Origin of the sequence: Streptomyces sp. NPDC020362, from assembly GCF_040642095.1 — a bacterium.
GTDB lineage: Bacteria > Actinomycetota > Actinomycetes > Streptomycetales > Streptomycetaceae > Streptomyces.
On sequence record NZ_JBFAET010000144.1, the window covers coordinates 1 to 22,773 of the forward strand.

General features: G+C 72.7%; 20 protein-coding genes and 1 pseudogene. 9 read left to right on the forward strand and 12 right to left on the reverse strand.

Annotated elements, in window-relative coordinates; genetic code table 11:
- From AB0H32_RS34460 to AB0H32_RS34470, 3 genes and pseudogenes are all read left to right on the forward strand, one after another.
- Positions 1 to 613: pseudogene (locus AB0H32_RS34460) on the forward strand (hypothetical protein); the annotation flags it as partial.
- Positions 583 to 1,551, forward strand: coding sequence for a fatty acid desaturase (locus AB0H32_RS34465; protein WP_361129039.1), 969 nt, complete (start codon positions 583 to 585; stop codon positions 1,549 to 1,551). The pseudogene AB0H32_RS34460 and the gene AB0H32_RS34465, both read left to right, overlap by 31 nt.
- On the forward strand, positions 1,548 to 1,853 hold the full coding sequence (locus AB0H32_RS34470; RefSeq protein WP_361129042.1) for an acylphosphatase: 306 nt from the start codon (positions 1,548 to 1,550) through the stop codon (positions 1,851 to 1,853). The genes AB0H32_RS34465 and AB0H32_RS34470 overlap by 4 nt, the downstream gene beginning before the upstream one ends.
- A gap of 202 nt (positions 1,854 to 2,055) precedes the next feature.
- Here AB0H32_RS34470 and AB0H32_RS34475 read toward each other — a convergent pair whose 3' ends face one another.
- Together AB0H32_RS34475 and AB0H32_RS34480 are read right to left on the reverse strand one after the other, a co-directional pair.
- On the reverse strand, positions 2,056 to 2,712 hold the full coding sequence (locus AB0H32_RS34475; protein ID WP_361129045.1) for a GNAT family N-acetyltransferase: 657 nt from the start codon (positions 2,710 to 2,712) through the stop codon (positions 2,056 to 2,058).
- Positions 2,713 to 3,081: 369 nt separating this feature from the next.
- Positions 3,082 to 3,918 carry an ATP-binding protein gene (locus AB0H32_RS34480; RefSeq protein WP_361129048.1) on the reverse strand — a complete coding sequence of 279 codons (837 nt, stop codon included), beginning with the start codon at positions 3,916 to 3,918 and terminating at the stop codon, positions 3,082 to 3,084.
- 321 nt (positions 3,919 to 4,239) lie between these two features.
- On the opposite strand from AB0H32_RS34480, the gene AB0H32_RS34485 reads away from it, so the two are divergent.
- The 4 genes from AB0H32_RS34485 to AB0H32_RS34500 all read left to right on the forward strand — a co-directional run bounded on the left by AB0H32_RS34485 (position 4,240) and on the right by AB0H32_RS34500 (position 7,276).
- Positions 4,240 to 5,115, forward strand: a complete 876-nt coding sequence (locus tag AB0H32_RS34485; protein ID WP_361129050.1) for a helix-turn-helix transcriptional regulator — start codon at positions 4,240 to 4,242, stop codon at positions 5,113 to 5,115.
- A 26-nt stretch (positions 5,116 to 5,141) separates the two neighbouring features.
- On the forward strand, positions 5,142 to 5,354 hold the full coding sequence (locus AB0H32_RS34490; RefSeq protein WP_361129090.1) for a DUF397 domain-containing protein: 213 nt from the start codon (positions 5,142 to 5,144) through the stop codon (positions 5,352 to 5,354).
- Positions 5,355 to 5,408: 54 nt separating this feature from the next.
- Positions 5,409 to 6,224 carry an SAM-dependent methyltransferase gene (locus AB0H32_RS34495; RefSeq protein ID WP_361129053.1) on the forward strand — a complete coding sequence of 272 codons (816 nt, stop codon included), beginning with the start codon at positions 5,409 to 5,411 and terminating at the stop codon, positions 6,222 to 6,224.
- Between the two features lie 554 nt (positions 6,225 to 6,778).
- Positions 6,779 to 7,276 (forward strand): hypothetical protein, encoded by a 498-nt coding sequence (locus AB0H32_RS34500; protein WP_361129056.1) that lies wholly within the window; start codon positions 6,779 to 6,781, stop codon positions 7,274 to 7,276.
- 67 nt (positions 7,277 to 7,343) lie between these two features.
- Here the strand turns inward: AB0H32_RS34500 and AB0H32_RS34505 are convergent, their stop codons facing one another.
- From AB0H32_RS34505 to AB0H32_RS34545, 9 genes are all read right to left on the reverse strand, one after another.
- The gene (locus tag AB0H32_RS34505; protein ID WP_361129059.1) at positions 7,344 to 8,405 is read right to left on the reverse strand and encodes a glycerophosphodiester phosphodiesterase family protein; all 1,062 of its coding nucleotides are present in this window, start codon (positions 8,403 to 8,405) and stop codon (positions 7,344 to 7,346) included.
- Positions 8,406 to 8,606: 201 nt separating this feature from the next.
- Positions 8,607 to 9,791, reverse strand: a complete 1,185-nt coding sequence (locus AB0H32_RS34510; RefSeq protein ID WP_361129062.1) for a PP2C family protein-serine/threonine phosphatase — start codon at positions 9,789 to 9,791, stop codon at positions 8,607 to 8,609.
- Between the two features lie 220 nt (positions 9,792 to 10,011).
- The gene (locus tag AB0H32_RS34515) at positions 10,012 to 11,001 is read right to left on the reverse strand and encodes an aldo/keto reductase (RefSeq protein WP_361129065.1); all 990 of its coding nucleotides are present in this window, start codon (positions 10,999 to 11,001) and stop codon (positions 10,012 to 10,014) included.
- 174 nt (positions 11,002 to 11,175) lie between these two features.
- Positions 11,176 to 12,396: a cytochrome P450 gene (locus AB0H32_RS34520; protein WP_361129068.1), complete on the reverse strand. Its 1,221-nt coding sequence runs from the start codon at positions 12,394 to 12,396 to the stop codon at positions 11,176 to 11,178.
- A gap of 100 nt (positions 12,397 to 12,496) precedes the next feature.
- The gene (locus AB0H32_RS34525; RefSeq protein ID WP_361129071.1) at positions 12,497 to 13,705 is read right to left on the reverse strand and encodes a cytochrome P450; all 1,209 of its coding nucleotides are present in this window, start codon (positions 13,703 to 13,705) and stop codon (positions 12,497 to 12,499) included.
- Positions 13,702 to 14,328 carry an ATP/GTP-binding protein gene (locus AB0H32_RS34530; protein ID WP_361129074.1) on the reverse strand — a complete coding sequence of 209 codons (627 nt, stop codon included), beginning with the start codon at positions 14,326 to 14,328 and terminating at the stop codon, positions 13,702 to 13,704. The genes AB0H32_RS34525 and AB0H32_RS34530 overlap by 4 nt, the downstream gene beginning before the upstream one ends.
- Positions 14,309 to 14,656 carry a DUF742 domain-containing protein gene (locus AB0H32_RS34535; RefSeq protein WP_361129077.1) on the reverse strand — a complete coding sequence of 116 codons (348 nt, stop codon included), beginning with the start codon at positions 14,654 to 14,656 and terminating at the stop codon, positions 14,309 to 14,311. Before AB0H32_RS34535 ends, AB0H32_RS34530 begins: the two co-directional genes overlap by 20 nt.
- On the reverse strand, positions 14,653 to 15,060 hold the full coding sequence (locus AB0H32_RS34540) for a roadblock/LC7 domain-containing protein (protein ID WP_361129079.1): 408 nt from the start codon (positions 15,058 to 15,060) through the stop codon (positions 14,653 to 14,655). The genes AB0H32_RS34535 and AB0H32_RS34540 overlap by 4 nt, the downstream gene beginning before the upstream one ends.
- Positions 15,057 to 16,709, reverse strand: a complete 1,653-nt coding sequence (locus tag AB0H32_RS34545; RefSeq protein ID WP_361129080.1) for an ATP-binding protein — start codon at positions 16,707 to 16,709, stop codon at positions 15,057 to 15,059. Before AB0H32_RS34545 ends, AB0H32_RS34540 begins: the two co-directional genes overlap by 4 nt.
- Before the next feature lie 547 nt (positions 16,710 to 17,256).
- On the opposite strand from AB0H32_RS34545, the gene AB0H32_RS34550 reads away from it, so the two are divergent.
- On the forward strand, positions 17,257 to 18,171 hold the full coding sequence (locus AB0H32_RS34550) for a hypothetical protein (RefSeq protein ID WP_361129082.1): 915 nt from the start codon (positions 17,257 to 17,259) through the stop codon (positions 18,169 to 18,171).
- A 76-nt stretch (positions 18,172 to 18,247) separates the two neighbouring features.
- A complete protein-coding gene (locus AB0H32_RS34555) occupies positions 18,248 to 21,622 on the forward strand; it encodes a pyruvate carboxylase (protein ID WP_361129085.1) in 3,375 nt (1,124 codons plus the stop codon).
- 61 nt (positions 21,623 to 21,683) lie between these two features.
- On the opposite strand, the gene AB0H32_RS34560 is transcribed toward AB0H32_RS34555, so the two are convergent.
- Positions 21,684 to 22,685 carry a hypothetical protein gene (locus tag AB0H32_RS34560; RefSeq protein WP_361129087.1) on the reverse strand — a complete coding sequence of 334 codons (1,002 nt, stop codon included), beginning with the start codon at positions 22,683 to 22,685 and terminating at the stop codon, positions 21,684 to 21,686.
- Positions 22,686 to 22,773: the final 88 nt, after the last annotated feature.

Consider the following 22,773-nt stretch of genomic DNA (forward strand, 5'->3'; position numbering starts at 1 on the left):
CCCCGGCGCGGCCGCCCCCGACCTCGCGCTGCAACGGCCGCAGCACCCCCGGCCCCGGGCCGCGCGGCCCGCCGCCCTGCTCTCCGGCTTCGGAGCCTCCTGCGACGCCCACCACTTCACCGCCCCGCACCCCGGCGGCGACGGCGCCGCCCGTGCCATCCGGGGCGCCCTCGCCGACGCCGGCCTCGCCCCCGAGGACATCGACCACGTCAACACGCACGGCACCTCGACCCCGCAGGGCGACGCGGCCGAGTACAACGCGCTCCGCCAGGTCTTCCGTCGGCCGCCGCCGATCACCGCCGTCAAGGGCACGATCGGGCACGCCATCGGCGGAGCCGGAGCCATCGAGGCTGCCTGCACCGTGCTCACCCTCGGCCACCAGCTGATCCCGCCCACCGCGAACCTCGACACCCTGGACCCGGCGATGGACCTGGACGTCGTCACCAAGGCACCCCGCCCGCAGCGGATACGAGCCGCCCTCAGCAATTCGTTCGGGTTCGGCGGCCAGAACGCCGTGCTCGCCTTCACCGCCGTCGACCCGTACCCGTCCCCGGTAGCACCCCCGTCCGAAAGGGTTTCCTCGTGTCGGAGTTCCCGGAATCCGTCCCTCTGACGGGCAGAGCCCGGTCCTGGCCCAACGGCGAGCAGCTCGTGATCGGTGTGTTCGTCGGCGTACCCTTCCTGGCGCTCCTCACCGCCGTGCCGCTGGCCTGGCGGCACGGACTGACACCCACGGACCTCGTGCTCGCCGTGGCCTTTTACCTGGTCAGCGGGCTCGGTATCACCGTGGGCTTCCACCGGCACTTCACCCACGGCTCCTTCAAGGCAAGACGACCCCTCAGGATCGCCCTAGCCCTGGCCGGCAGCCTCGCCGTACAAGGGCCGCTGCTCCTCTGGGTGGCCGACCACCGCAAGCACCACCGCTTCTCCGACCGCGAGGGGGACCCGCACTCGCCCTGGCGGTACGGCCGTTCGCCCCGCGCCCTGGCCAAGGGCATGGTCCACGCCCATCTCGGCTGGCTCTTCGAGACCGAGCACGCCTCACCCCGCCGGTACGCGCCCGATCTCGTCGGCGACCGCACCCTGATGCTGATCTCCCGGCACTTCGGCCTGCTGGTCCTCGCATCCTTCGCCCTGCCGGCGTTGCTCGGCGGAGTACTGACCCGCTCCTGGCAGGGCGCGCTCACCGCGTTCTTCTGGGCCGGGCTGGTGCGCGTCTGCCTCGTCCACCACGTCACGTGGTCCATCAACTCGATCTGCCACGCGGCCGGTTCCCGGCCCTTCCGCAGCCGGGACCACTCGGGCAACGTGTGGTGGCTGGCCCCGCTGTCCCTCGGCGAGTCCTGGCACAACCTCCACCACGCCGACCCGACCAGCGCGCGGCACGGCGTGCTGACCGGCCAGATCGACGCCGGCGCCCGGCTGATCCGCTGGTTCGAGCAACTCGGCTGGGCCTACGACGTGCGCTGGCCGGACCGGCGCCGGATCACCGCACGGCGCGGGGAACCGCGCGAGGGCGAACCGCAATACGACGGGAGGCCACAGGAATGACGGTCCGGCAGCACGTGCACGTCAGCGGACGGGTGCAGGGCGTGTTCTACCGCGACACCTGCCGTCGGCTCGCCGAGGAACGGCGTGTGGCGGGATGGGTGCGCAATCTGTACGACGGAGACGTGGAAGCCGTCTTCGAAGGGCACCCCGACGACGTCGCCGCCATGGCGCGCTGGGCGGCCGAGGGCCCGCCCGCGGCGCGGGTGGACCGGTGCACGGGCGTCGCCGAGGAGCCCGAGGGCCTGTCCGGCTTCCGGGTCCTGCCCGACGCCACGCCCGGGAACGGCCTCGGCGCCGGGTAGCGCGACGGCCGGCCTCGGCGCACCGGCTCGGCCGCAGCCCAGGTCAGGTGGCGCTGGTGAGCGGTCGTGTCGGCCCGCGCGGAGTCGACGAGCGGCACTTCCTTCGGCTCGGCCCTGGGCAGCATGTGTCCGGCCGAGGGTCCGGTGCGCCCGGCGTGGAGCCCACCCCGTACAGAGGCTGCCCGGGCGATGTCCGCGGAGGTCAGGTGCAATGGAAGGCTGCCGTGGCGTCGTGCCGGAGCCAGACGGAGTCGACCACGCGTCCGTCTGGCAGGGTGTGCCGGGGAGGCCCCTCGTGCGGAAGGAATCCCGCCCGGGCCAGAGCCCGCCGGCTCGCGGCGTTTCCGGTCTCGGCACCGGCCCGTACCGTGCTCATCCCCATGTGGGTGTGGGCGAGCAGGGCCCCGGCCCGGAACAGCTCGGTTCCCAGGCCCTGTCCGCGGCAGCGCGGCGCCAGCCAGCCGCCCATCTCACCCTCGCGGTGCTGCATCTGCAGGCCACCGGCATAACTGAGGTCGGACCTGCGCACGCAGACCAGGAACACCGGGTCGTCGGGACCGGGGGTGAAGGGCGTCGCCAGCCGGCGCGGAACGCGGCGGCCGTCGTCGCCGGCGGGCCGCCGATCCAGCAGGGCGCGCCGGGCCGCGGGGTCGGGCGCGATCCGGTCGGTCCCGTCCCCGAGCCACCGCTGTGCCTCGGCGTCCGCGCTGGCCGCGAGCGCCGCAGCGACGTCGAGCAGGGTCCGGGGCGTGAACAGCAACAGACGCTCGGTGGCCAGGACATGCCGGCCCGGCTCGCACCGCCCGGGCACCGGGAGTCCCGGCCCGGTCCGGCTTCTGCGGACGAGCGACCAGACCATGCAACCCCCCGGTGCCACCCCTGTGCGGCGGACGCCCGGCCCCCTGTCCGGGGGCACCGGGACCGCCGGCGGACGCGAACGGCTCGCATCAGGAGTTGAATCTACCGGGGAACCGGAGTGGGACGGCCGTGTCGGCGTGCAGGGGAACGAGCGGTCCGGTCGTGCGGCCGGGCTCGCTCGCCGCCGGTCCCCGTCCTCCGCTCGTCAGCAGCGGATGCCGCCGTGCGCCGGCGCTGCCGTCCTCGGAGACAGCCGGTGCCGCCGCGCCGGGCGCCACCACCCTGCGGAAGCAGCCGGTGCCGCAGTACCGGGAGTCCCCGGCCCCGCACGCCTCGTCACGTGGCTCATGGGACGCGGGCAGCGGCCGGATCAGCGGGTCCCGGCCTCGGGCGGGTCCGGGTCCAGGACGGGTCGGCGGGCAGGGTGGCGGCGGGCGCGGTCAGGGACATGGGCCGGGGATCCTTCGGACGAGTGGGGGACGGTCCGTGGGAGGGGTGTGTTCGGTGCGGGGGCGGCCGGGTCCGCGACGCCGTGTGCCGTCGTCAGTTCCGCCCAGACGACGCGCGCGGGCCGGCCGTCCACGACCGTCACGCCCCAGTCGGTGCTCAGCGCGTCGACAAGGAAGAGCCCTCGACCGTGCTGGTCGTCGGGCCCGGGACACCGGGGGACGGGGTGGGCAGGGCCCCGGTTCTGGTCCTCGACCTCGATGCGCACCCGGTGCGCGGCGCGGTGGACCCGGCACACGATCCGTTCTCCGGCCGCGTGCACCAGGGCGTTGGTCACCAGTTCCGAGGTCATGAGCACCGCGTCGTCCCGGACGCACCCGTCGGCTCCCCAGGCGGTCAGCAGGTCGCTCACCACCCGGCGGGCCGCGCCGACCGAGGCCGGCAGCGGCGGCAGTTCGAAGGCGGCGGCGAGGCCGGGACGTGCGGCCCCGGAGGCGAGCGGGTCGGAGCCGTCGGGCCCAGGGAGTCGACCCGGGTGCTCGCCTCCGGGTGGTCTGGCGGTGCAGGCCGCCTCCGCCGGCCGGGGCGTGGGTCCCATGGCCTCCGCCTGGTGGGGTGCGGGCTCCTTGGCCTCCGGGACGCGGGCCGGGAGGCCTGCGGGAGGCAGCCGCAGCGGGGACGGGCCGAGGGCCGGCCTGCCGGGGACCCGGTCCTCGGGGAGCCGGTGGAGTGGTCGGGGGAGGGAGGAGGGCGGAGCCATCGCCGTACGCCTTTCGTGCGGCCTCGCATCGTGGGGGGTGTCGGTGTCGGAGGGGCCGGCCGCTTCGGCGAGCAGACGACACACCGCCTCCCACGAGGCCGTGGTGCAGGCCGGTCTCCCCCAACTGGACTGCGCCGCCTGCTCCTTCGGTCAGTCGGAGCAGTGAGTCCACTGTGACACCAGCCAACAAGCAGCCGCAACCGGCAAGTTGAAAATTGCAAGTGGCCAAGTGCATGCTGCTTTCGGCAAGAAGTGATCGAATGGGTTTGTGAAGGCGATCGCATGACACGGCGACCCTGAAGCCCGGGCGAGGGGGTGGGCGTGACCACGGAGACCGACTGGGGCGGCGCCCCTTCCGTCCTGCGCATGATCCTCGGCAGACAGCTGGAGGAACTGCGCACCCGGGCCGGCCTGAGCTTCGAGCAGGCGGGTGCGGCCATCGGGGTCAGCCATTCCACGATCCGCCGCATGGAGGCCGCCAAGGTCGCCCGGCTGCGCCTCACGGACGCCGAGAAACTCCTCCAGGTCTACGGCGTGACCGACCAGCAGGAGATCGACACCTTCCTGCAGTCGGTGCGCGAGGCCAACAAACGCGGCTGGTGGCACACCTACCGTGACGTCATGCCCGACTGGTTCGCCGCCTATCTCAGCCTGGAGCAGGCGGCCCTGCAGATCCGGGCGTACGAGAACCAGTTCGTCCACGGCCTGCTGCAGACCGAGGACTACGCGCGCGCCCTGCTGAGCGCGGGCAATCCGCACGCACCGGCCGAGGCGACCGAACGACGGGTCGCGCTGCGCATGCGGCGCCAGGAGCTGCTCGCCCGGGAAGGGCCGCCGCGGCTGTGGGTCGTCATGGACGAGACCGTGCTGCGCTGGCCGGTCGGCGGGCCCGAGGTGATGCGCGCGCAGATCGGCCATCTCATCGAGCTCAACAGGCTGCCGCACGTGACCGTGCAGCTCATGCCGTTCGCCAATGGCCCGCACCCGGCGCTGCGGGCGGGCGCGTACCACCTCTTCAGGTTCCGGGCCCGCGAACTGCCCGACATCGTCTACCTCGGCGGCCTGGTCGGTGCCGTCTACCTCGACAAGGGCGACGACGTCGTGGTGTACCGCGAGGCCCTGGACCGGCTCGGCGCGCAGGCGGCGCCCGCCCGGAAGACCGAGACCCTGCTCGGCGCGATTCGCAAGGAGCTGTAACCGTGCATCCTCCGATACGCAACGGCATGCCGGCCCGGCAGCTGGGCGCCCGCGGTTGGACCAAGCCGTGGAGCGACGATGCGGGCGGCGCCTGCGTGGAAGTGAAGCAACTCGCCGACGGGCGCGTCGCCGTACGCCAGTCCACCGACCCCGACGGTCCGGCGCTGGTGTTCACGTCCCGCGAGATGTCGAGCTTCCTGAGCGGTGTGAAGGAGGGCGACGCCGACTTCCTGCTGTGAGCGAGCCCGTTCCACGCAAGTCCCCACCCCCCGACCCGAATGGGAGACACGGCGTTGCCCGACAACGGATGGCCGGCCGACCGCATCGACACCGAGAACGCCCACTCCGCCCGCATCTACGACTACATCCTCGGCGGCAAGGACTACTACCCCGCCGACCAGGAGGCGGGCGACGCCATGTCCCGGGAGTGGCCCGCCCTCCCGGTCCACATGCGCGCCAACCGCGACTTCATGAACCGTGCCGTGCGCTGGCTCGCCGAGGAGGCGGGCATGCGCCAGTTCCTGGACATCGGCACCGGCATCCCGACCTCGCCCAACCTGCACGAGATCGCCCAGGCGGTGGCCCCGGAGTCCCGGATCGTGTACGTCGACAACGACCCCATCGTCCTCACCCTTTCCCAGGGGCTGCTCGCCAGCGCGCCCGAGGGCAGGACGTCGTACATCGAGGCCGACTTCCGTGACCCGGCCGCCATCCTCCGGGCGCCGGAACTGCGGGAGACGCTCGACCTCGGCAAGCCGGTCGCGCTCACCGTCATCGCCATCGTCCACTTCATGCTGGACGAGCACGACGCGGTCGGTGTCGTCCGCCGCCTGCTGGAACCGCTGCCCTCCGGCAGCCATCTGGCGATGTCCATCGGCACCGCGGAGTTCGCGCCTCAGGAGGTGGGCCGGGTCGCCCGCGAGTACGCGGCCCGCAACATGCCGATGCGGCTGCGCACCATCGGCGAGGCCCACGAGTTCTTCGACGGCCTGGACCTGGTCGAACCCGGCATCGTCCAGGTGCACAAGTGGCACCCCGACGGAGCCGGCGAGAAGGACATCCGCGACGAGGACATCGCGATGTACGGCGCGGTGGCCCGCAAGCCGTGACCGGCCCGGGGCCGGGGTCCGTCCACCACCTCCCGGACCCCGGCCCCGTTCGTTCCGCACGACGGGCCGGGCCGCCCCCTGGCCGGTGGCGTGAGGCCATGTACGCCACGCGAGTCACCCGGCGCGTGCAGGCGCCCGCCGAGGCCGTCTACCGGGCACTGGTCGATCCGGACGCGCTCGCCGCCCGGCGGGCCCCGAGAACATGAGCCCCGCGTCCACGGCGACGCCCGACGGCGCCACCGACGTCGAGGTCCTGCACGAGGGAGTGCCCGACGACATCCCCCGTGAGGACAAACGAACGGGGCACCCGTATGGCCGTCGACCACCTCGCCCGGTTCGTCGAAGGCCGGAATCCGCCGGCTGCCTGAACGAATCTGTCCGAAAAGACAGGCCATCGGGCCGGAATTCGGTACAACCTTTTCCCCGGTGCCAGGGGCCCGGAATTGCCGAAGAAGAAAGCGGAGAGAGGCGGAACCCGGCGGCGGGAAAAGCGGTCTTAGGGTCCGCGAAGGCCGGGGTGAGCCCGGTCGCGAAAAAACCGGGGGAAAAGTCACATGTCCGTCCGCAACCGCAAGACCTTGGTGACCGCCGTCGCCCTCACCGCCGGCCTCACCCTCGCCGCCGTCACGCCCGCCCTCGCCGGCACCGCCGCGAGCCACACCGCCCGTGCCGCCGCGGTTTCCGCCCAGGGCGATCCGCGCAACGTCACCCAGCACGTGGCCGACTTCTACGGCGCCTACATCGACGCCGTCTGGGCCAACGAGGACCCCTCGGCGGCGGCCAGTGCCAAGGCGCTGCGTGGCTTCTATCTGACCGCCGCGGCCCAGAAGAAGGTCGCCGCGTTCGAGAAGAAGAACCACGCCGACGGCATTCTGTTCGCGCAGAACGTGCCGGTGAAGTGGAAGGTCGTCCACACCGGATCGGGTGCGGGCCACGCCACCAGCCGGGTCACGCTCACCTGGAGCGACGGCCCCGACGCCGAGGTCAGCAAGATCGACGTCCAGTCCGACCTGAAGACCCTGAAGATCACCGACCTCAAGCCGGCCGCCTGACCGGCTGACGGGCGCGCAGTCCCGCCCCGCCCCCACTCGGGGCGGGGCTCGCGGCTTTCGGGCGCGGTCAGGACAGACCGCGGGGATGGTACGGCCGGGGCAGCCGCATACCCCGGCCGGCCATGATCTGCCGTACGCGGTCGGGGTAGTCGGTGATGATGCCGTCGACGCCGAAGTCCATCAGCGCCTCCACCGTCGCCGGGTCGTCGCAGGTCCAGGGGACCACCTTCAGACCGCGCGCGTGCGCCTCGGCGACCATCGCCGCGTCCGAGTAGAAACGGAAACCGGGATCGCCGACCTTCCCGCTCTGCGGGAAGCCGTAGTTGGGGGAGAGAGCCGTGACACCGGGGACGGTCGCGGCCGCCTTCACGAAGTCGCCGCCGTAGTCGTCGGCGTCGATGCCGCCGAGCCACGGGGACGCGCCCGGCCGGCCGACCTCGAGGAAGTCGTAGTTCGTCAGCGCCACCAGCGGCCATGCGGGGGCCAGCCGGTGCATCGCCTTCAGCGCGCCCCAGTCGAACGACTCGATGGTCACCTGCCGCTCGATGCCCGAGCGGTGGATCTCCTGGTACACGCGGCGCACGAACACCTCGCGCGGCGCGGTCTGTTCGGGCGCACCCGCCTCGACCTTGGTCTCGATGTTCAGCCTGACCCGGTGGGCGTTGTAGCTCCTGACGAGATCCAGGACGTCCTTCAGCTCCACCATGCGGAAGCCCTTGACGACCTCCTGCTCCGGGAAGCCCGGCAGTTGCTGGTAGCCGCAGTCCAAGGTCTTGATCCGGGCGAGCGTGAGGTCCTTGATGTACTTGCCGACGTACGGGTACATCGGGTCGCCGGGCGTGACCGGACCGGTGTCGCGGCACTTGACGTCGCTGATCTGCCGGTCGTGGTTGACGACGACCTTCAGGTCCTTGGTGATCTGGGTGTCCAGCTCCAGCGTGGACACCCCCAGCCGCAGCGCCTTGCCGAACCCCTCCAGCGACTCCTCGGTCGTCATGCCGAGACCGCCGCGGTGGGCCTGGAGATCGAAACGGGCCTGGGGCGGACCGCCCTGGGCCGCCTGCGCGGTGGCGGGTAACACGAGCGCCGGCACCAGGGCCAGACCGGCGAGCAGGTGTCGTACGGACATCGCACCTCCCTGTTCTCGGGGCGCCCGCGATTCTCGCAACGGCCGGCCCGGGCAGGCCACCTCCGCAGTGGAACGTTGCCTCAAAGGCCGCCGAACGTACGGCGCACCGACACCCTGGTGGAGCCTGTGGTCAACCTGTGCGCCGCCCGGGAACCCACCCGACTCGGGGCTCACGCCCGAAGCCCCACCCCGCCGGTGGCCTCACCCCGTGCGGGACCGTGTCCCGGTTTCGTGCAGCATCCGCCCGGTGCCGGACCCCCGTCCGAGGTGGTGGTGTCGACGGCGGTCCGCGGGGGTGCGGTGCAGCGCCATGAGTGCCGCATCGTCGTCCAGGCGGCCGCCCACGTGGGCGAGCAGATCGCGCCGCACATGGTGCATCAGAGCCTCCGGACTGTCGTCCGTCCAGCGCGCCACCCGCTCGGACAGCGGATAGAACCGGCGGTGTGCGTCCCGGGCCTCGATGACACCGTCGGTGTACAGCAGCAGCGTGTCGCCCGGTTCGAAGGAGAACACGTCCATCGTGTGGTCGGAGCCCCCTTGCACCCCGAGAGGCGGCGAGGGGTGCAGGCTCGGCACCGATACCGCGTGCCCCGGGCTCAGCAGCAGCGGCGGGGGATGGCCGCAGCTGGTCATCCGGGTGACCGGATCCTGGTCCGGGATCTCCACCAGCAGAGCGGTGGCGAAGCGCTCGCCGGCCTCCTCCGGTTTCTCCAGCTCGGTCGCGTACCGGCTGATGCTCTGGTCCAGCGACGCGGCCAGGTCCTCCAGCGGGATGTGCCGGTGGGCGCTCTCCCGGAAGGCACCGAGCAGCAGCGCCGCCTCCCCGATGGCCGGCAGGCCCTTGCCGCGCACGTCGCCTATCAGGACCCGCACCCCGCCCTCGTACTGGGTCACCGCGTACAGGTCACCGCCGATCTGTGCCTCGTCCTCGGCGGCCAGATAGAGGGAGGCGATCCACAGCGGGCCGATCTGCTCGGGCAGCGGCCACATCAGCACGTGCTGTGCGGCCTCGGCGACCGTGCGCACCTGCGCCAGCTGGGCCTGGCGCCGCTCACGTACCACGCTGTAGATCACGACCATCACCGAGAGCACCGTCAGGGTGACGAGCTGCACGATGTGGTTCAAGGTGGCGATGCCGCCGTGCGTGAAGGCGATCAGCGTCTGGGCCGCGATCGCGAGCGCCCCCACGAAGGCCGTGGTCCGGGGCCCGGCGAACGACGGGGTGAGCGCGGGGGCGATGACCAGGGCCGGGCCCAGATGGATGGACTCGGGGGAGCGGATGTCCACCACGGTGATCACCACGATGAGCAGGATCGGGAGCAGCAGCAGCGCGTGCGTCGACTGCCCCGGTTGCTGCACACCCGCGACCCTCTGCCGCAGTCTCATGCCTACCAGCGTGCTCCCGGACGGTGCGGACGGCACTTGGAGGAGCGACCAGTACCTCCGGCTGCGCGCCCGGCGACGGCGGGCCCGCACGGCACGCGAACCGGCGGCTCGAAGGGGGCCGGGCCGAGTTGCAGCGCCCCACAAGGGGTGCGGGGAACCGCGCGACCGGCCCTGACGGCGCCGCGGCCGATCGACGGCAGGCGCGCGGCTCCCCGCCCGGCTAGCGGTTGACCGCCCGCATCCCCGCCTCGTCGTACCGCTCGCCCGACGCCTCGGGCAGCTCCGCGTCGATGCGGGCCAGTTCCTCCTTGGTCAGCTCGACGTCGACCGCGGCCGCGTTCTGCTCCAGGTAGGTGCGGCGCTTGGTGCCCGGGATCGGGACCAGGTCCTCGCCCTGGGCCAGCACCCAGGCGATCGCCAGCTGGGCCGGGGTCACGCCCTTCTCCGCGGCGATCTCCTTCACCTTCTCCGCCAGCCGCTGGTTCGCGTCGATGTTGGCGTCGGCAAAGCGGGGGCTGTTGCGGCGGTAGTCGTTCTCGTCCAGGTCCTCGGCGGAGGAGAAGCGGCCGGCGAGGAAACCGCGGCCGAGCGGCGAGTACGGCACGAAGCCGATGCCCAGCTCCCGGCAGGCGGGCAGCACCTCGGCCTCCACGTCCCGCGTCCACAGCGAGTACTCGCTCTGCACCGCGGTGATCGGGTGGACGGCATGGGCGCGCCGGATCGTCTCCGCGCTCGCCTCGCTCAGCCCGATGTGCCGCACCTTGCCCTCCGCCACCAGCTCCCCGAGGGCACCGACCGTCTCCTCGATGGGCACCTCGGGGTCGACCCGGTGCTGGTAGTACAGGTCGATGTGGTCTGTGCCCAGGCGCTCCAGCGAGCCGTGGACGGAGCTGCGGACATGCTCGGCCGAGCCGTCCTGCCGCCCGATCGTGCTCATGTCGCCCGGCACCGCGTCGTCCATCCGGTAGTTGAACTTGGTGGCGATCACGTACTCGTCGCGGTGGCCCCTGATCGCCTCGCCTACCAGCGACTCGTTGGTGAGCGGGCCGTAGAGCTGCGCGGTGTCGAGGAAGGTGACGCCGATCTCCCGGGCGCGTCGGATGGTCGCGATGCCCTCGTTCTGGTCCGTGGTGCCGTAGAAGGCCGACATGCCCATGCACCCGAGGCCGATGGCCGATACCCGGAGGTCCCGCAGACTGCGCTGTCGCATCTGGTGTCCCAGCCTTTCCTGCACACTCGATCGTCGTTCCGTACGGCACGGAGCCCCTCGTCCATCTAGCGACGGATTCCGCCACCGGGCATCCCGTGGGGGAGGCCGGGCGACGTGGTCCTCGTGCACCGGTATGTCCGCGACGCTATGACTTGGAGCGCTCTCGAAGTCAACTCAGGCGTTCAGGCGCACCGGCAGCTCGAAGAGGTCGTTCTGGGTCACCACCGGCTTGTTGCGCAACGCGTCGGCCGGCACCGCCAGGTCCAGGCCCGGGAAGCGGGCGTAGAGCGCGGCCAGCGCCACGCCCGCCTCCAGGCGGGACAGTGCGGCGCCGGGGCAGACATGCGGGCCGTGCCCGAAGGAGAGGTGACGGTTCCTCGTCCCGCGCGTGATGTCGAACGCGCCGGCGCTCGGTCCGTGCGCCTTCTCGTCGCGGCCGATCGCGCCGTACGACACGATCAGGGCGTCCCCGGCCGGGATCACCTTGTCGCCGACCGGTACGTCCTCGGTCGCGAAGCGGATCAGCACGTGCGAGGTCGGGGTGGAATGGCGCAGGGTCTCCTCGACGACCGCGGACCAGTCCGCCTCGCCGGCCAGGACGAGGGCGCGCTGGGCGGGGTGGACGGAGAGGTTGACCACGGCGTTCACGATCAGGGAGATCGTCGTCTCGTGGCCGGCCGCGACCATCAGCTGGAGCGTGGAGGCGATCTCCTCGTCGGTGAGGCGGTCGCCGTCCTCGGACGCCAGGGTCAGCGCGCTGGTCAGGTCGTCGCCCGGCCCGGCCCGCTTCGCCGCCACCGTCCGGGCCATGATCTGGGCCAGCTCCGTGAGAGTCGCGATCACTTCTTCGGGCGGCGTCTGCGTGGAGAAGAACTTCTCGAACAGCACCTTCAGCCGGGGCAGCTGCGCCTCCTCGATGCCCATGAGGTCGGCGATGACGTACATGGGCAGCGGGTAGGCGAAGGCCGCCTTGAGGTCCACGACCTCCTCGTCGGCGGGCAGTGCGTCGAGCAGGTCCTGGGTGAGCATCTCGATCCGCTCCCGCATCCGCTCCACCCGGCGCGGGGTGAGCGCCTGCGCGACCAGGGTGCGCAGGCGGCGGTGGTCGGCGCCGTCCACGGTGAGCATGGAACGGCCCGGGTTGGCGAGGCCGATCAACGGCCAGTCCGCCGGGATCTCGCCGCGCTGCCAGGCGCCCCAGACGTCGATGTCCTTCACCAGGCGCGGATCGGTCAGCAGGGCCCGGGCCTCGGCGTGGTGGGTGACGGCCCACACCGGGACGCCGCCCGGCAGTTCCACGGCGGCGAGCGGACCGGCCGCTCGCAGCGCCGCGCTCTCACCGTCCAGGTCCGTGACGAAGGGGTCCAGGGCGATCCGGGCGGTTCCGATCGTCATCGTGGCATGCCTCCAGGGCAGGGGTCGGGGTACTGCGTCGGCCCGGGGGACAGCCACCGGGCCCCCGGTGGAAGAGCGGGACGGCCGGGGCGACGCTGGATCAGAGGGCGGGGACGGGCGTGAACCGCACCGGCAGCTCGGTCAGCCCCCGCAGCCAGGGCGAGGGCCGCCGGGTGAGGGACTCGGCGGGTACCGCCAGGTCGATGTCCGGCAGCCGGTCCAGGACGACCTCGATGCCGGTCCGCGCGATCACCTCGGCGACCTCCTGCGCGGGGAACGGGCAGCGGTGCTCGCCGTGGCCGAAGGAGAAGTGGGCGCCGTTGCCGCCGGTCAGCGCGGAGGCGTCGGTGCGGATCCGCGGATCGGAGTTGGCGCCCTGCAGGCCGAGCAGCAGCAGGTCGCCGGCCGCGATGCGGCGGCCGTCCAGGCGGGTGTCGCGGGCGGCCCAGCGGCCGGCCACGTTCTGTGTGGGTGTGTCCTCCCAGAGCACCTCGTTCATCGCCTCGGCGACACTGTTGCGCCCGCCGAACAGGGAGGCGGCGAACCGGTCGTCGGTGAGCATCAGCCTCAGCGAGTTGCCGATCCAGTCGGCGGTCGGCTGGTGCCCGGCCGCCATCATCACCATCAGGTCCTGGGCGATCTCCTCATGGGTGAAGCCGCCGCCGCCGGCCAGCATCCGGGAGACCACGTCGGCGGCGGGCTCCTGCGCCCGGTCGGCGAGCAACTGCCCCATGGAGGCGGCCAGATGGGCCTGCCCCGCAAGGGCCCGCTCGCGGCCGTCGATCATGTCGTTGAGGGAGGTGACCAGACCTGGGCCGTCCTCGTCCGGGAAGCCGTACAGCCGGGCGAGGACCCGCACCGGCAGCAGCATCGCGTAGTGCGCGATCAGGTCGGTCTCGCCCGTGGAGCAGACCGCGTCGATCAGCTCGTCCGCGAACCGCTCGGCGTGGCCGCGCAGTTCGGAGGGGTCCACCGCCTCCAGCGCGTCGCTGATCATCGCGGCGCGCTGCCGGTGCCGTTCCCCGACGGTGTAGAGGATCGACGGCTGCCGGTGGCCGATCATCGGCAGCAGCGGCCAGTCGGCCGGGATGTTCTCCCACTGGTTCCACAGCCCGGAGTCACGGCTGAACAGCACCGGATCGCCGGTCACCTGGTGCAGCTCGCGATAGCCGAGCACCAGCCAGGCCGGGACGTCCCCGACGAGCAGGACCGGGACCACGGCGCCGTGCTCGCGCCGCATCTCCCGGTACAGGCAGGCGGGTTCGGCAAGGAACCGGGGTCCGGTCAGCGGGACGGCGTCGGGGGTCACACGAACTCCTGTCGGGGCAGGGCCGCGGGCAGGGACGGACCGGCGCAACGGTCCCTGACGTGCTGCACCAGAGTGATCAGCACCTGCTGGGCGGACGGGCGGGAGCGGGCGTCGCAGTCGATCAGCGGCACATGCGGATCCAGGTCCAGGGCCGCGCGGACGTCCTCGCCGGCGATCACCGGGCCGCCGAAGTCGTTGCAGGCCACGACGAACGGCGTGCCGTGGTGCTCCAGCCGGTCGATCGCGTACCAGGAGTCGTCGATCCGGCGGGTGTCGACGAGCACGACAGCGCCGAGCGTGCCGGAGAACAGCCGGTCCCACAGGAACCAGAACCGCTCCTGACCGGGCGCGCCGAACAGGTACAGCACGTTGTGGGCGTCCAGGGTGATCCGGCCGAAGTCGAAGGCGACGGTCGTCGCGGACTTGCCGCGCACCTCCCGGATGTCGTCCACCGGCCGACCGGCCTCGGTCATCGTCTCCTCGGTGGTGAGGGGGCGGATCTCGCTGACCGAGCGGACGAGGGTGGTCTTGCCGACGCCGAAGCCGCCCACGACGACGATCTTCAGACCGTTGTCGGCCGAGGCACCGAGCGGGGTGCGCGCATCAGAGGTTGCGGAGTCCAACGAGCACCTGCTCCAGGAGGTCGGGGTCGGTGAGGGCCGGCCGGTGCGGATGGCGGGCGCTGACGCGGCCCGCCGCCAGCAGGTCGCACAGCAGCACCTTGGTGATGCCCACCGGCAGGCGCAGTTCGGCCGCGATCTCGGCCACGGAGGCGGGGAAGCGCGTCATCCGCAGGATCGCCGCGTGCTCCGACTGCATGCCGGCCACCGGCTCCGACTCGGCGACGACCAACGTGACCAGGTCGAAGGGGCTGTCCGGGCCGGTCCGGACGCGGCCCTGGGTGAGGGTGTACAGACGGTCGGGAGCGTCGTCCCTGCCGGGACGGGTCATGAGGTGCGGGGCACAGCGGTCAGGTGCTCGCCGAGCTGCTCGACCAGTTCGCTCATGCGGTGCCCGACCAGCCCGGGGTCCGCGTCCTCGGCCGTCACGACGGCCAGATGGGCGCCCCGTCCCGCCTCGACGATGAACAGTACGCCGCCGTAGAACTCGGTCATCGCCGAGCGGACGCCTCCGCTGCCGTCGCCGAACTCGACCGACGCCCCGTGCGACAGCGACTGGATCCCGGCGGCGATCGCGGCGAGCTGATCGGCCCGGTCCACGCTCAGCTCCGGGGAGCGGCACAGTTTCAGCCCGTCCCGGGAGAGCACGAGCGCGTGCCGCGCGCCCGGGGTCCTCTCCAGCAGGCCCACCAGGAGCCAGGTGAGCGTGTCGTCGGCGGTGGTCGGGCCGGTCATGAAGTGGCGTCGCCTTCCGGGTGCGCGTGCGGGTGGGAGGGGGCCGGGGAGGTGTGCTCGGCTTCGTCGGAAGCGGTGCCCCGCAGGTCGGGGGCCGCCCGGTCCTCCGGTGCGGTGCCGTGCGGGGTGCCGTCCGGGCGGCTGTGAGGGGCCGCGGCCTGCGGAGAGCTGTCCGGTGAGGTGTGCTCCTCCTCGCCCCGGGGGGCTGCGGTTGCCGCGTCGAGGGCGGTCCCGGGCCGGTCCCGTGCGGTGGGGCGGACGGCACGGCGGAAGCTGCCGAAGCGGGCGGCGTGGGTCCTGGCCCCGTCGGCGCCTCCCGGGGGCCGCTGTTCGCCGGGCCGGGGCTGCGAACGGGACCGCTCGGCCTCGGCGAGCGTGCGGCCCCGGCGCCGCTGGGGCAGCCCTGCCGGGCCCTCGCCCGCATCGGGCGCGGGGGACTCGTGCACCGGAGCGGGGCCGCTGACCGCCACTTCGGCCGGGCTCCCGGCGTCCGGACGCACGCCCTCGGCCGTCGGCCGGGATGCGGCGGGGCTGGTGAGGATGTCCTGCGGGAGGAGCATCAGCACGCCCGTGCCCCCGCGCGCCGACGGCCGGAAGGACACCTTCAGGCCGTGCTTGCGTGCCAGCCGGCCCACCACGGCGAGCCCGAGCCGGGTGCCGGTCAGACCGCCCAGCCCGGCCTCGTCTCCGCGGACCGCCCGCTCGGCGCGGCGCAGCTGTACGTCCCCCATGACCAGACCGCTGTCCTCCACGGACACGATGACACCGGCCGGCACCTCCTCCACGTACACGTGGACCTCGGCAGTCGGGGGCGAGAAGTTCGCGGCGTTGTCGAGGAGTTCGGCGAGGGCGTGCATCACCCCCTCCGCGGCGTGCCCGGCGACGGATGTCTCGCTCACCGAGTGCACCCGCACCCGCAGGTAGCCGGAGATCCGGCCCATCGCACCGCGCAGGACGGACTCCATCGCGATCGGCCGCGCCCAGCGGCGGCCCGAACGCGTTCCGGTCAGCACGGCGACCGAGTCGGCGAGCCGGCCGGCCTGGGCGGTGCGATGGTCCAGGTGAAGGAGGTCGGCGAGGACGTCCTCGTCGCCGTGACGGTCCTCCATCGCCCGCAGATCGGCGAGGGTGGCCGTGGCGAGGGCCTGCAGACGGGCGGCGGCGTTCGACGTCGCGGAGACCGCCGCGGCCCGCTCGCGGCGGGCCCGGTCCAACTCCTCGGCCAGCCACGTGTGTTCGCTGCGCAGCCGGTCCAGCTCCTGCGCGCCCTCCTCGGCCAGGCGTGCCCGTTCGGCCGTGAACTCCCGCTGCTGCTCGGCCAGTTCCTCGATGAGACGCTGCTGCTCCTGACGCGTCTGCTCGGCCGTGCGGGCCTGCCGCTGCAGGAGCCGGCCGATGTCCCCGGTGACGCTCTCCAGTCTCCGCCGGGTGCCGCGCGCATCGCGCAGGGCGTGCGCCGCAGTGGCCACGGCGGCGCAGAGCGCGACGGCGGCCGTGCCCGCGCCCCAGGCGAGCGGAGTACGCACGGAGTCCGGCGCGGCCGAGACGGCGGCGAGGACCACGACAGCCGACAGCACGCCGGTCACGGCGAGGGCGGAAGCCAACGTTCGGAAGGAGGGTCGGTCGCCGGGATGCGTGGGGGCGGTCATCGGTCCGGTCTGGTCCTCGCGACGGAGAGGGCGAGCAGGGGCGGGTGCGCAACATGACTCTGGAGGGTGAACCGGCGGTCACTATACGAGAGTTGGCGATCGAACCCGAAAGGTTCCGGTGTTATTCCATGAAGCGGGCGGTCGTACCCGCGCGTTGGCCGTGAACCGGGCGCCTCCGGAGTGTACGGACAGACACCCCCGTTGGGGGACGGTTCCGAAGCCGTCCGGGTTGCTTCCCATACGCCGGATTCTTGTCACGGCGCCACGGGCCCTGAGGATCTTGACGACGGGCCTCCGGCTCGCTGAACTGTGAGCGCCGTTCTCGTCGGCGGCAACGGCATGACCAGCCGATGACCGACCGGGGCGATGGCGCGGCCGACCCGTCCGGAGAGGGCGGATGGGAAGGGTGAAATCGCACATCCACGCGATGGCCACCGAAAACGGGTGGAAGACCAGATGACTCCCCGCACGGCCGGGACGCCGGAAGCGGGGTCAAGGGGGCGATGCAGGTGGCGGGGGACCCGGAGGCGACGGGCTGCCGTGCCTCATGAGTGCCGACCGGAGAAGGGACGAGCGCACGGCGTGGATCCGCTCCGTGCTCGCACGCCTCGCCCGGTTCACCGGGCGCACACTGCGGGCGGAATGGCACGCCATCGTCGTCGACCCGGTGCACCGGCTCGCGCGACGCGGACTGTCCGGGCTGTTACTGGCGTTCGTCGCCGCGTTCGGCGTCGTCTTCTTCCATGACCTGGCCCAGCACCCGACCGGAGCACTGTGGGTGAAGCGGCTAGGCGGCGTCTACGCCGACCTGCCGCTGTGGCTGTCCCTGCTGCGCACCCCGGTCTCGCTGTACGTCCCGGCACTCGACCTGCCGGTGTGGGCGGGCATCACCCAGCTGTTCCTCGCCTTCGCGCTCGCCGAACTGGCCCTCGGCCGGCGCCGGACCCTGGCCATCTCCTACATCACCACCCTGGCCGGCACCCTCACCGCACGCGTGATGATCGCGCTCGGCCCCGGCTGGTGGGGGCTAGGACTGCCGCCCGAGTGCGGCAAGGTGCTCGACACCGGACCCTCCGCGGCCGTCGTCGGCCTGTTCACCTATCTCGCGGTGGTCCGGCGCGCGCCCGTCGTGTTCACCCTGACGGGCGGCTCGATGGTGTGGGAATCGATCGCGGTCCCGAACCTCGCCGGCCGGGAGCACCTGATCGCGGTGGGTACGGCGGTCGTGCTGGGACTCCTGCACGGCCACGGGGAACGGCTGAGGTCCTTCCTCCGGTCCCTGCGCGCGCCCCGCCGCCCCGCGCCGGCACCTCGGCCGTCCGCACCCGCACCCGCACGCGTACCCGCGCGCACCGATGCCCCCGGTCCCCGCGTCCCTCGCCCCGGCGATCCGGCTCCTGGCATGTCCGCCGCACGTCAATGTGATGGTTTTCGCACTTCGACACGTGCGGGCACCCCCTAATGTTGCCGCGAGATACGGCAGGGCGTGGCTGACACCATGGTGTTCGTCGCCGGCAGGCAGCTGAAGGGAATCCAGGATGTTCCGCAAGGTGCTGGTCGCCAACCGTGGAGAGATCGCGATTCGCGCGTTCCGGGCGGGCTACGAACTCGGTGCGCGCACGGTCGCCGTGTTCCCGCACGAGGACCGCAACTCGCTGCACCGGCTGAAGGCCGACGAGGCCTACGAGATCGGAGAGCCGGGGCACCCGGTGCGCGCCTACCTCTCCGTGCAGGAGATCGTGCGTGCCGCCCGCCGCGCGGGCGCCGACGCCGTCTATCCGGGTTACGGGTTCCTGTCCGAGAACCCCGAACTCGCCCGCGCCTGTGAAGAGGCGGGCATCACCTTCGTCGGACCGAGCGCCCAGACGCTCGAGCTGACCGGCAACAAGGCTCGCGCGGTGGCCGCGGCCCGTGCGGCCGGCGTGCCGGTACTGGGCTCCTCCGCGCCCTCCACCGACGTGGACGAACTCGTCCGCGCCGCCGAGGAGATCGGCTTCCCGGTGTTCGTGAAGGCGGTCGCGGGCGGCGGCGGTCGCGGCATGCGCCGGGTGGAAGCCCCCGAGCAGCTGCGCGAGTCCATCGAGGCGGCCTCCCGCGAGGCCGCGTCCGCGTTCGGCGACCCGACCGTCTTCCTGGAGAAGGCCGTCGTCGACCCGCGCCACATCGAGGTGCAGATCCTCGCCGACGGCGAGGGCAACGTCATCCACCTCTTCGAGCGCGACTGCTCGCTCCAGCGCCGCCACCAGAAGGTCATCGAGCTGGCGCCCGCGCCCAACCTCGACCCGCAGCTCCGGGACCGGATCTGCGACGACGCCGTGCGCTTCGCCCGCGAGATCGGCTACCGCAACGCGGGCACCGTGGAGTTCCTCCTCGACCGCGACGGCAACCACGTCTTCATCGAGATGAACCCGCGCATCCAGGTCGAGCACACGGTGACCGAGGAGGTCACCGACGTCGACCTGGTCCAGTCCCAGCTGCGCATCGCCTCCGGCGAGACCCTGGCCGACCTCGGACTGTCCCAGGAGACGGTCACCGTGCGCGGGGCCGCCCTCCAGTGCCGCATCACCACCGAGGACCCGGCCAACGGCTTCCGCCCGGACACCGGCCGGATCAGCGCCTACCGCTCGCCCGGCGGCTCCGGCATCCGCCTCGACGGCGGCACCACCCACGCGGGTACGGAGATCAGCGCCCATTTCGACTCGATGCTGGTCAAACTCACTTGCCGGGGACGGGACTTCAGGACCGCCGTCCTGCGGGCCCGGCGTGCGGTGGCCGAGTTCCGCATCCGCGGCGTGGCCACCAACATTCCCTTCCTGCAGGCCGTCCTGGACGACCCCGACTTCCAGGCCGGGCGGGTCACCACCTCGTTCATCGAACAGCGCCGGCACCTGCTCACCGCCCGGCACTCCGCCGACCGCGGCACCAAGCTGCTCACCTTCCTCGCCGACGTCACGGTCAACAAGCCGCATGGCGAGCGCCCGGACCTGCTCGACCCGGTCGCCAAGCTGCCGCAACTGCCGGCCGGCGAGCCGCCGGCCGGGTCCCGGCAGCGGCTGATCGACCTCGGCCCCGAGGGCTTCGCCCGCCATCTGCGCGAGTCGCCGACCCTCGGCGTCACCGACACCACCTTCCGCGACGCCCACCAGTCGCTGCTCGCCACCCGGGTCCGCACCAAGGACCTCCTCGCCGTCGCCCCGGTCGTCGCCCGCACCCTGCCCGAGCTGCTCTCCCTGGAGTGCTGGGGCGGCGCGACCTACGACGTCGCCCTGCGCTTCCTCGCCGAGGACCCGTGGGAGCGCCTGGCCGCCCTGCGCGAGTCCGTACCGAACATCTGTCTGCAGATGCTGCTGCGCGGCCGCAACACCGTCGGCTACACCCCGTACCCGACCGAGGTCACCGACGCCTTCGTGCAGGAGGCCGCCGCCACCGGCATCGACATCTTCCGCATCTTCGACGCCCTCAACGACGTCGGCCAGATGCGCCCGGCCATCGACGCCGTCCGCGCGACCGGCACGGCCGTCGCCGAGGTCGCCCTCTGCTACACCGCCGACCTCAACGACCCCGCCGAGCGGCTGTACACCCTCGACTACTACCTGCGCCTTGCCGAGCAGATCGTCGAGGCCGGCGCGCATGTCCTCGCCGTCAAGGACATGGCCGGACTGCTGCGCGCCCCGGCCGCCGCCAAGCTGGTGTCCGCGCTGCGCCGCGAGTTCGACCTGCCGGTGCATCTGCACACCCACGACACGGCGGGCGGCCAGCTCGCCACCTACCTCGCCGCGGTCCAGGCGGGTGCCGACGCGGTGGACGGCGCGGTGGCCTCCATGGCCGGGACGACCTCGCAGCCGTCGCTGTCGGCGCTCGTCGCCGCCACCGACCACTCCGAGCGGCCCACCGGACTCGACCTCCAGGCCGTCGGCGACCTGGAGCCGTACTGGGAGGGCGTCCGGAAGATCTACGCCCCGTTCGAAGCGGGCCTCGCCTCCCCGACCGGGCGCGTGTACCACCACGAGATCCCCGGCGGACAGCTGTCCAACCTGCGCACCCAGGCCGTCGCCCTCGGCCTCGGCGACCGCTTCGAGGACATCGAGGCCATGTACGCCGCGGCCGACCGCATCCTGGGCCACCTGGTGAAGGTCACCCCGTCCTCCAAGGTCGTCGGCGACCTCGCCCTGCACCTGGTGGGCGCCGGCGTGTCCCCGGACGACTTCGAGGCGACCCCGGACCGGTTCGACATCCCCGACTCGGTCATCGGCTTCCTGCGCGGCGAGCTGGGCACCCCGCCCGGCGGCTGGCCCGAGCCGTTCCGCACCAAGGCCCTGCAGGGCCGCGGCGAGCCCAAGCCGGCTCCCGAACTGTCCGCCGAGGACCGCGAGGGGCTGGCGAAGGACACCCGGACGACGCTCAACCGCCTGCTGTTCCCCGGCCCGACGCGCGAGTTCGACACGCACCGCCAGTCGTTCGGGGACACCAGCGTGCTGGACAGCAAGGCGTTCTTCTACGGTCTGCGGCCCGCCAAGGAGTACGCCGTCGACCTGGAGCCCGGCGTCCGGCTGCTGATCGAGCTGCAGGCGGTCGGCGAGGCCGACGAGCGCGGCATGCGCACCGTGATGTCCTCGCTCAACGGCCAGCTCAGGCCGATCCAGGTCCGGGACCGGGCGGCGGCGTCGGACGTGCCGGTGACGGAGAAGGCCGACCGGACCAACCCGGGCCATGTGGCCGCGCCGTTCGCCGGCGTGGTGACGCTCGCGGTGGCGGAGGGCGACGAGGTCGCGGCCGGCGCGACCGTGGCCACCATCGAGGCGATGAAGATGGAGGCCACGATCACCGCGCAGAAGGCGGGCCGCGTGTCCCGGCTGGCCATCAACCGGATCCAGCAGGTGGAGGGCGGCGACCTGCTGGTCGAGCTCGCCTGAGACGGCTGCTCGCCGCGACCGGGCGCACCGGTCGCGGCGGGCAGCCGCGCACGGACAGGCCCTAGAGACGGCCGAACAGGTACCGCAGACGGGCGAGGAGCAGGTTCGGGTCCTGCCGGGTGACGAACGCTCCGCTGGGCACGTAGAGGGTCCGGCCGCGGACGGCCACCGAGGTCGGGTTGGACAGCCCGTCCCGCGGGGTCAGCACGACCGTGCGGGTGCCGTCCCGGCGCACCAGCACGACCTGGCTGGTGTCGTTCAGTGCGGCCAGCACGCTGCTTCCGTGCCCGGGGAAGGCGAAGTCGTCGATGCCGGCCAGCCCCTTGGCCCGCGTCTCGACCGGGCCCGCGGAGCCGTCCGGGCGCAGCGGGAAGCGCAGCAGCGTCCCGCGGACGGAGTTGGACACCCACACCGCGTCGCGGTGCACCTTGATGCCGTTGGCGCCGTAGCCCGAGCTGGAGCCGGAGGACGCCGTGAGCGGCCGCAGCAGTGTGCCCTCGGCCCAGACCGTGGGTTTGCCGCCCGACGCCGGGACGCGCCAGACGGTGCCCAGCACCGAGTCGGCGGCGTAGAGCATGTTGCGGTGCTCGTCGAGGGCCAGGCCGTTGGGCAGTCCGTTCCGCGGCAGCGCGGCGATCTGCACCGGCGCGCCGCCGTTGCCGGGGACACGCCAGATGCCCGTCTCGCGCGTACCGGTCGCGTAGGCGACGTACCGCGTGCCGTTCGGGGCGCGGACGATGCCGGTGACGACGGCGCGGTGCACGACGGGTGTGTCCGCCTTCGCCACGGCCGGCAGGGTCGCGAGGACCCGGACCCTGCCGTCGCGGGTCTTCCCGTCGGCGGTGACGTGGGCGACCTGCCGGGCGAGGGCGAAGGTGAGGTCGGCGGAGCCGTCCGGTTCGAGGGCGATGTTCTCGGGCGTCTGCCCGGCGGCGAGCCCGAAGTGGGCGACGGTGCGCGAGTCCGTGATGATCGGCTCGTGGCCGGTGGCGGGCGCCGCCGCGATCAGGCCGAGCACGAGCGCGGCCGTGGCGGCCGTGGCCAGGCGGGGGAGTCGGGGCATGTGACCTCTCTTCGTACGGCGCACGGGGCGCCGGCGTGCGGGGCCACACAAAGATGACGGTGCACGGGTCACCGGCCTGAGGAGCCAG